General features: G+C 73.0%; 8 protein-coding genes and 3 pseudogenes. 8 read left to right on the top strand and 3 right to left on the bottom strand.

Annotated elements, in window-relative coordinates:
* Nucleotides 1-140 precede the first annotated feature (140 nt).
* Nucleotides 141-1,040, top strand: coding sequence for a LysR family transcriptional regulator (locus QMF80_RS29540; protein ID WP_283458725.1), 900 nt, complete (start codon nt 141-143; stop codon nt 1,038-1,040).
* Between the two features lie 116 nt (nt 1,041-1,156).
* Here the strand turns inward: QMF80_RS29540 and QMF80_RS29535 are convergent, their stop codons facing one another.
* Entirely contained in the window at nt 1,157-1,615 is a 459-nt protein-coding gene (locus tag QMF80_RS29535) for a pyridoxamine 5'-phosphate oxidase family protein (protein ID WP_283458723.1), read from the bottom strand.
* Nucleotides 1,616-1,691: 76 nt separating this feature from the next.
* Between QMF80_RS29535 and QMF80_RS29530 the strand changes: the two genes are divergently transcribed.
* The 3 genes and pseudogenes from QMF80_RS29530 (at nt 1,692) to QMF80_RS29520 (ending at nt 3,388) form a co-directional block, all read left to right on the top strand.
* Entirely contained in the window at nt 1,692-2,345 is a 654-nt protein-coding gene (locus tag QMF80_RS29530; protein WP_283458721.1) for a cysteine hydrolase family protein, read from the top strand.
* 165 nt (nt 2,346-2,510) lie between these two features.
* Nucleotides 2,511-2,795 (top strand): annotated as a pseudogene (locus QMF80_RS38145) (hypothetical protein); the annotation flags it as partial.
* An 83-nt stretch (nt 2,796-2,878) separates the two neighbouring features.
* A complete protein-coding gene (locus QMF80_RS29520; RefSeq protein ID WP_283458720.1) occupies nt 2,879-3,388 on the top strand; it encodes an ATP-binding cassette domain-containing protein in 510 nt (169 codons plus the stop codon).
* 494 nt (nt 3,389-3,882) lie between these two features.
* Here QMF80_RS29520 and QMF80_RS29515 read toward each other — a convergent pair whose 3' ends face one another.
* On the bottom strand, nt 3,883-4,122 hold the full coding sequence (locus tag QMF80_RS29515) for a hypothetical protein (RefSeq protein ID WP_283458718.1): 240 nt from the start codon (nt 4,120-4,122) through the stop codon (nt 3,883-3,885).
* Here QMF80_RS29515 and QMF80_RS38435 point away from each other — a divergent pair.
* The 3 genes and pseudogenes from QMF80_RS38435 to QMF80_RS29505 all read left to right on the top strand — a co-directional run.
* Nucleotides 4,028-4,387 (top strand): annotated as a pseudogene (locus QMF80_RS38435) (hypothetical protein); the annotation flags it as partial. The gene QMF80_RS29515 and the pseudogene QMF80_RS38435 overlap by 95 nt on opposite strands.
* A gap of 14 nt (nt 4,388-4,401) precedes the next feature.
* Nucleotides 4,402-4,710 (top strand): DUF7224 domain-containing protein, encoded by a 309-nt coding sequence (locus tag QMF80_RS29510; RefSeq protein WP_283458716.1) that lies wholly within the window; start codon nt 4,402-4,404, stop codon nt 4,708-4,710.
* Nucleotides 4,707-5,315 carry a hypothetical protein gene (locus QMF80_RS29505; RefSeq protein ID WP_283458714.1) on the top strand — a complete coding sequence of 203 codons (609 nt, stop codon included), beginning with the start codon at nt 4,707-4,709 and terminating at the stop codon, nt 5,313-5,315. The genes QMF80_RS29510 and QMF80_RS29505 overlap by 4 nt, the downstream gene beginning before the upstream one ends.
* 366 nt (nt 5,316-5,681) lie before the next feature.
* Here the strand turns inward: QMF80_RS29505 and QMF80_RS29500 are convergent.
* Nucleotides 5,682-6,574, bottom strand: a pseudogene (locus QMF80_RS29500) (NADP-dependent oxidoreductase).
* Nucleotides 6,575-6,644: 70 nt separating this feature from the next.
* Between QMF80_RS29500 and QMF80_RS29495 the strand changes: the two are divergent.
* Nucleotides 6,645-7,220, top strand: a complete 576-nt coding sequence (locus tag QMF80_RS29495; protein WP_283458712.1) for a TetR/AcrR family transcriptional regulator — start codon at nt 6,645-6,647, stop codon at nt 7,218-7,220.
* Nucleotides 7,221-7,445 lie beyond the last annotated feature (225 nt).

The raw sequence follows: 7,445 nt of genomic DNA, 5'->3' as shown, positions 1-7,445 counted from the left end.
GAGGGGGGCGGTGGGGAGGGGGAAGGCGGTGGTCAGGGGCGGGCGGGACGCCGCGGGTGCGCTCATGGGGCTTACTGTGCTGCGTACAACTTCTTAGAACAAGCGAATGTTCTTTGGGGTGACGACGTAGCATCGCTTACATGTTGAACCTGGAGCGCCTGCGCACCCTCGACGCCCTTGCCCGTCACGGGTCGGTCAGCGGCGCGGCCGGCGGACTGCACGTCACCACCTCCGCGGTCTCCCAGCAGATGGCCAAGCTCGAACGGGAGGTCGGCCAGCCGCTGCTCGCCAAGAACGGCCGCGGCATCCGGCTCACCGACGCGGGCAGGCTGCTCGCCGACCACGCGGCGCGGATCATCTCGCAGGTGGAGCTGGCCCAGTCCGACGTGGAGGCCCAGCGCGGCCGGGCCGTCGGGGATCTGCGCATCGGCGCCTTCCCCACGGCGATGCGCGGGCTGCTGCCGGGCGCCCTGACCTCCCTGCGCGCCGGACACCCCGAACTGCGGGTCAGGGTGACCGAGCGGGAGCCGGAGCAGAGCATGCTCGCCGTGGTGCGCGGGGACCTCGACCTGGCGGTGGCCATCGACTGGCACAACCGCCGGATGCCGGTGCCCGTCGAACTCTCCCGGACCCATCTGCTCGACGACTCCGTCGACATCGCCATGCCCGCCGGGCACCCGCTCGCCGACCGGGGCCGGATCTCGCTCGCCGACTTCGCCGAGGAGGACTGGATCTCCTGGAACGAGGGCCAGTTCTGCCACGAGTGGCTGGTCTTCACCCTGCGCGGCCTCGGCGTCGAGCCGCGCATCGCGCACATCGCCGAGGAGCACCACACCCAGTTGGCCTTCGTCGAGGCCGGGCTCGGGGTGTGCGTGGCGCCGCGGCTCGGGCGCGGACCGGTGCCCTCCGGGGTCCGGCTGCTGCCGGTGAGCGACAGCCTGCGGCGCCACGTGTACGTCGTCTGGCGGGCGGACGCCGACCGGCGGCCCTCGATCAGGGCGGCCGTGGCGGCCCTGCGGGAGGCCGCCGCGCTGCTCTGAGCCGCGCTGGTCCGGGCCGCGCTGGTCCGGGCCGCGCTGGTCTGGGCCGGGCCGCGCCGCTCCGGGCCGCGCTCCCCGAGTCGGGCCCGCTCCGGGCCCGAGCTGCCCCCGGCCTCCTACAGCTTGCGGAAGTCCCAGGACACCACCGAGTCCGGGGTCAGCCGGATCCACGCGTGCCTGCCGTCGTGCGGCATCTCGGTGATGCCGAAGTTCTTCACCGGGAAGAGCCGCTCGGCCTCATTCAGTTCGGGGCACGGCTCGCCGGTTCGCGGGGCCTCGCCGACGAAGACCGCGGTGCCCGAGAGCTCCACGCCGTGCAGTTGGTCGTACTCCTCGCCCGCGTCCACGACCACCGAGATCCGCGGGTCCTTCCGCAGGTCGGCCCAGCGTCGGCTGCGGGTGATCGAGTAGAGCCAGAGCGAGGTTCCGTCCCAGGCGAACCAGAGGGCCCCGACGTGCGGGCGGCCGTCGGTGGAGACCGTGGCGACCCGGCAGGTGCGCTGGGCCCGCAGGAAGGCGTCCACCTCCTCCCCGGTCATCATGATCCGGCGGCCGCGCCGCTGTGCGCCGTCCATCTGCCCCACTCCCCTTCACATCTGACTGTGTGTCAGGAATCATGAAGCCTCTTCCGTCATCACGCCAGGGGGACGCATGGCCCAGGACGCCGCCGGACGCGACCGGCTCGGGGCGCAACTCGCCCCCGCCACCACCGCGCTGCTGACCGTCGAGTGCCAGAACGGGGTGGTCGGCGAGGACAGCGCCCTGCCCGAACTGGCCAAGGAGGCCCAGGACTCCGGGATGCTCGCCCGGGTGGCCGCGCTGGTGGACGCCGCTCACCTGGCGGGCGTGCAGGTCCTGCACGCGGTGGCCGAGCGGCGCCCCGACGGGCGCGGGGCCAACTCCAACGCGCGGCTGTTCCGGGCCGCCGGGAAACTCCCGGTGCGGCAGTTGTCCGGCACCCCGGCGGTCGTGGTCGCCGCGCCGATCGCGGTCGCCGACGAGGACATCGTCGTACGCCGCTTGCACGGGCTGTCGCCGATGGCCGGTACGGACCTGGACGCCCTGCTGCGCAACCTCGGCTGCCGCACCCTCGTGGTCACCGGGGTCTCGGCCAACATCGCGATCCCGAACACCGTCTTCGACGCGGTCAACCTCGGCTACACCGTCGTGGTCCCGGCCGACGCGATCGCCGGCGTGCCGGCCTCCTACGCGCCCGAGCTGATCCGCAACTCCCTGGCCCTGGTCGCCACCATCACCACCACCGAGGACGTCCTCGCCACCTGGAACCAGGGGCCGACCGCCTGAAGCGGCGCCGGCCGCGGCGCCGACCGCCAGGGCGAACGGAGCGGCGACGGTGTCTCCTGCCGTCGGAAATCGGTCGGCCTGTTGGCCGGTACCGCGGTGTTCGGCCTCGTCGGGGTCGGGCCGGCGCATGCTGAGCACCAGTTCGAGTCACACGTGTCGTGGTGGATGGCTCCGACGGGGTCCCGGCGTCGGCACAGAACAACAGGGGTTTCCCGGCGGAAGCAGCGCCGGGGCACCCCAGCCGTCCACCCTCCCCAGACACGTGCCGCTCACCTCACCGGGCGGCGGATTGCGCGCCGCCCCATGGCTCTTGTTCTCGACGGAATAGCCTTCCGCTACGGTCGCCAGGCACCCGTGTTCAGCGAGTTCGGGCTCACCCTCGACGCGCCGGCGACCGTACTCCTCGGCCCCAACGGCTCCGGGAAGTCCACCCTGTTGGGATTGGCCGCCTCCCAACTCCGTCCGGCAGCCGGAACGGTCTCCTCGGGCGCACCCGTGCGGACCGCGGTGACCGGTCCGCCTACCGTCGCAAGGTGGCCTGGATACCGCAGCAGATCACTCCGGTGCCCGGCCGGACCGTGCGCGAACAGGTCGCCCATGCCGGCTGGCTCAAGGGCCTCAGCCGCAAGGCCGCTTGGGAGGCATCCGCCAGGACGGTGGCCCGGGTGGGGCTGACCCAGCTCGCGGGCCGCAAGAGCCACCAGGTCAGCGGCGGCCAGCTGCACCGTATGGGAATCGCCGGAGCACTGACCCATCACAGCGAACTGATCCTGATGGACGAGCCCACCGCCGGACTCGATCCGACCCAGCGCCAGATGTTCCGCGACCTCGTCGCAGAGCTCTCCGGCACCATGCGCATCGTGGTCTCGACGCACCAGACCGAAGACCTCGCCGACCTCTATCACCAGGTCGTCGTGCTCGACCAGGGAACCGTCCGCTTCCAAGGCGACCCCCACGACTTCCACGCTCTCGCACCCGCCGTCGGCGGGGGCCGGGAACAGGCCGAAGCCGCCTACGCCCGCCTCGTCGGGCGGGAGGTCTGATCCATGCGATGGCGCACCCTGCTGCGGACCTCCTCCGCCACCGCCCTGCTGCCCTTCCTCCTCGCGTACGTCGTCGTCCTCCTGGGCGAAGGCATGACCCGCTTCATCACTCCCCACTACGGCCCTGCCGTGATCGGGCGCATCGGGCTCTCACTGCCCCCGGTAGCCGCGGCATGCGCGGCCGGCGGCGCGTGGGAGGCGGCGCGGCTGCGCCGCGGCCGATTGCAGGACCAGGCGCCGGTACGGTCGCCCCTGGCCATCGCGACGTCCGTCCTGCTTCCGGTCTGGGGCATGGGACTGGCCGCACTGGCTGCGGCGCTGGTCCTGACCTCGCGTGCGGCAGGCGCCCTGCCGGCGCTCTCCCACCTGGGGGTGCTCGCCGCGCTCGCCGGTGTCCCGGCGGCTTCCTGCCTGCTGGGACATCTACTGGGCCGGGTCGTTCCGGGGATCGCTGCCGCACCCGTCGCCATGGTCGCCGCGTTCTGCGTCGTCGGCTATCCCGCCTCCTTCGGCACACCGTGGCCGCGCCACCTGGTGGGGCAGGCCTTCGAGGGGTGCTGCGAGGTCGGCGCCGTGATCAACCCGGCCGCCGTCTGGTCGCCGCTCGTCCTGGCCGCCGGCCTGTCCACGGCGGCAGCGATGATCATCCGGTCCGCGGGCCGGACACCGCGCACTCTCGCCGCCGGTATCGCGGTGGTCGCTTCGGTGGCGGCGTACTGGCCCGTCCGCGACATGGGCTACAACTCCTTCATCGCCCGGGACCCCTCTGAACTGGTCTGCGACACCGAGGGCATCCCGGAGATCTGTCTCTGGCCCGAGACCCCGGAGCGCCGCCGCGTCGGGGATCTCGTCCGCGCCCGGACCGCTCGGCTGCGGCAGGCAGGTCTTCCCGTGGCCGGCACCCTCAGTGCCGTCCCGCGGCCGGGCGAGGCCGCCTTCGGCACCTCCGGTCAGGTGCTGCCCGACAACCTCCCCCTGCGGGTGGCGAACGTATTCATGCCAGGGGTCCCCGCATGCGCCCGGCCGTCCGGCACGTACCCCGCGTCCCCGGCCGTCCGGCACGTACCCCGCGTCCCCGGCCGTCCGGCACGTACCCCGCGTCCCCGGCCCGCGGCCCGCTCAACGGCTGGCTCACCGCAACCGCCGAAGGAACGCCGCCCGCACCGGCCCCGGGCCGGTTCTCCGCCGAGGACCTGGCCGTGGTCCGCCAGGTACTCGCCCGGCCCCGCGCCGACCAGCTCGCCTGGTACGAGGCCAACCGCAAGGCGCTCTCCGGCTGCACGGAACCGCCGCGCCTCGATGTCCCCGGAGCCGCCCGGTGATCTGGTGGCTCAAGTCCCGCAGCGGAGCCGCCCTCTTCGGGGTCACCCTCCTGACCGCCCTGACCGGCATCGGCCTGGGCCGCATCGCACTCCCGGTCCCCTCACTGACCGGCAGCGGCGGCGACTTCTTCCTCGGCGCCCTGGTCACCGTCGTACCCGCCGTGCTGTGGCTCAACGCCACCGGCCGCGTCGCACCGGCCGTCGAGGCCACGGCTCTGCGACCGGTGCACCGCCTGGACACGGCCCTGGCCGCCGCCCTGGCCGCGACCGTACTGACGATCACCGCCATCGCCCACGCGCTGGGCTCCGACGACGTCGCACTGATGGTCGGCCGGAACACGGTGTTCTATCTCGCCGCCGCGGTGACGATCAGCCCCTTGTTCGGCCCACGAGTGGCGGCACCGCTGCTCGCGGCGATCCCGCTCGTCCTGGGGGTGGCCGGCTGGCGAGGCCGCTCTCCCCAGCCGTGGGCGGTCATTCTGCACCCCGGCGCATCCTCCCGGGCACTCGCCGCGACGCTGGCCATGGCAGCGGTCGCCGGGATCATCGGCGTCACCGTTCGGACGAAGGACCCACGTGCCCGGGCACTCACCCGCCAGCGTTGACGGATGCCCGTCTGCTCGCCTCCCCCGCTGTCGTCCTCCCCATCGGCGGAGTGATTCGACTGCCGGCGATCCGACGACCGGCCCTGGCTGGGCACGTACGATCGTGGAGTCGACCGAGACGTCCCCGTCGATGTCGTCGGCCGCGTCCGCCTCGGCCGCGTCCGCCTCGGCCGCGCCCGCTCGGTCGTGTCGATCACCTGCCGATGGTCCCGCCACCTGCCACAACTCCTGTTGCTGACCGGCAGGAACGGCCTCAGTCGTTCCCACTCCTCATCCGTGCGACCGAACACCGCGACCCGGCAAACCTTCCCCGGCCACAGCACGAGTGACCGGCTGGTCGGCGCGGGACGCCGGGCGGGCCGCGGCTCAGACGACCAGGACCCGGCGCCCCCGGGTGTGGCCGGCGCGGCTGTCAGCGTGCGCCGCCGCTGCCTCGGTGAGCGAGTACGACTTCTCGACCGGGATGTGGAGCCCGCCCCGGGAGATGAGGTCGACGGCCTCGGAGAGCGCGTCCGGCACGCTCCCGGCCACGCCGGAGAACCGGACGCCCAGCTGCGGCGCACCGAGGTCGGCGATGGAGACGACCTTGCGCGGGTCCCCGGTCAGCTCGACGAGTTCGGGGATCACGCCCGAGCCGGCCAGGTCGAGGGCCGCGTCGACCCGGCCCAGGCGCCGTACCCGTTCGACCCAGCCCTCGTCGTAGGTCGTGGCGAGGGCGCCCAGGCCGCGCAGGTAGTCCTGGTTCGCAGCCCCGGCCGTGCCGATCACCGTGATGCCGCGCGCGCGGGCGATCTGCAGCACCGCCGACCCGACGCCGCCGGACGCGCCGCTGACCAGCAGTGTCTGCCCGGGCCGCACGCCGACCTCGCGGATGATGCGCAGCGCGGTCTCCACCACCGACGGGTACCCGGCCGCCTCCTCGAAGGCCAGTCCCTCGGGCATCCGGGCCCAGGCCGACAGCACGGCGAATTCGGCGTACGTGTCGGCGCCTTCGCCGAACACGCGGTCGCCGACCTCGACCCCCTTGACGCCCTCGCCGACCTCATCCACCACCCCGGCGGCGTCCAGTCCGACCCCGGCGGGCAGCTCGACCGGATGGGCTCCCAGGACCTGGCCCTCCCGGATCCTCCCGTCGACGGGGTTGACACCCGCCGCCGTACGGCGATGCGTATCCGACCGGGGCTCGCGTGGGGCTCCTCGGCTTCCACCAGGTGCAGGACCTCGGGACCGCCGAACTCGGCAAAGCTGATTTTCTTCATGCGGCCGAAGATGGACCTAACCGTTAGGGTTTCACAACGGTTCGTGAATCACACCTGGTAGTGTCAGGGCATGACCGAGCCGTCCGGACGCCGCGAACGCAAGAAGGCCGCGACCCGTCAGAAGATCGCTGACACCGCGCTGCGCCTCTTCCTGGAGCGCGGGTACGACGTCGTGGGCATCCGTGACGTGGCGGCCGAGGCCGACGTGGCCGTCACCACCGTCTTCGCGCACTTCGCCTCAAAGGAGGCCCTGGTGTTCGAGCGCGACCAGGACTTCGAGCAGCGCCTCACACGGGCGGTGACCGACCGGCCTCCGCTCGAGCCGCTCATCCCGGCGCTGCACCGCGAGGTCCAGGCCCTGGTGCGGCACTGCACGGCGGAGGGCAGTGCCCCCGTCCGGCGCATGATCGAGGGATCGCCCGCCCTGCGGGAATACGAGGAGTCGATGAGCCTGCGTCACGCTCACGCGCTGGCAGCGGCGCTGGCCGCCGATCCCCGCGTGTCCCGGAGTACGACGGCCTGCCGGGCGACCGCGCGGTTCGCCATCGACGCTTACGCGCTGGCCTGTCGGGCGGACGATCCCGGGGCCACGGTGGACGAGGTCTTCCGGATGATCAAGGCGGCCTGGGAAGCCACCGCGCCCTGAGCCCGGGAACGGGACGCCGACGCGCTGCGGCCGGGGCCGGGGCGTCACGCGCGGGTTGCCCTGGGCGACCCGTACCGGACCTGCTCGCCCGACCATGTGGCTACCGTCGGCCTGGGTCCCCGGCTCGGGCACCGGGTGGACTGCACCCGGCGAACTCGACACCGGCACCTAGGAGTGTCCTGAAGATCTTGGAAACGCGCCCGGCTTGCACCAGGTTGCCCCGAT

Source organism: Streptomyces sp. G-G2 (assembly GCF_030063135.1).
In the GTDB taxonomy this organism is placed as follows: Bacteria; Actinomycetota; Actinomycetes; order Streptomycetales; family Streptomycetaceae; genus Streptomyces.
This window is presented reverse-complemented; position numbering and strand designations above follow the sequence as displayed.

Bases quoted from the DNA above. Each gene is read 5' to 3' on its own strand.
- QMF80_RS29540 (WP_283458725.1), top strand. From the start codon at position 141: ATGTTGAACCTGGAGCGCCTGCGCACCCTCGACGCCCTTGCCCGTCAC.
- QMF80_RS29535 (WP_283458723.1), bottom strand. From the start codon at position 1,615: ATGGACGGCGCACAGCGGCGCGGCCGCCGGATCATGATGACCGGGGAG.
- QMF80_RS29530 (WP_283458721.1), top strand. From the start codon at position 1,692: ATGGCCCAGGACGCCGCCGGACGCGACCGGCTCGGGGCGCAACTCGCC.
- QMF80_RS29515 (WP_283458718.1), bottom strand. From the start codon at position 4,122: ATGTCGCGGACGGGCCAGTACGCCGCCACCGAAGCGACCACCGCGATA.
- QMF80_RS29510 (WP_283458716.1), top strand. From the start codon at position 4,402: ATGCGCCCGGCCGTCCGGCACGTACCCCGCGTCCCCGGCCGTCCGGCA.
- QMF80_RS29495 (WP_283458712.1), top strand. From the start codon at position 6,645: ATGACCGAGCCGTCCGGACGCCGCGAACGCAAGAAGGCCGCGACCCGT.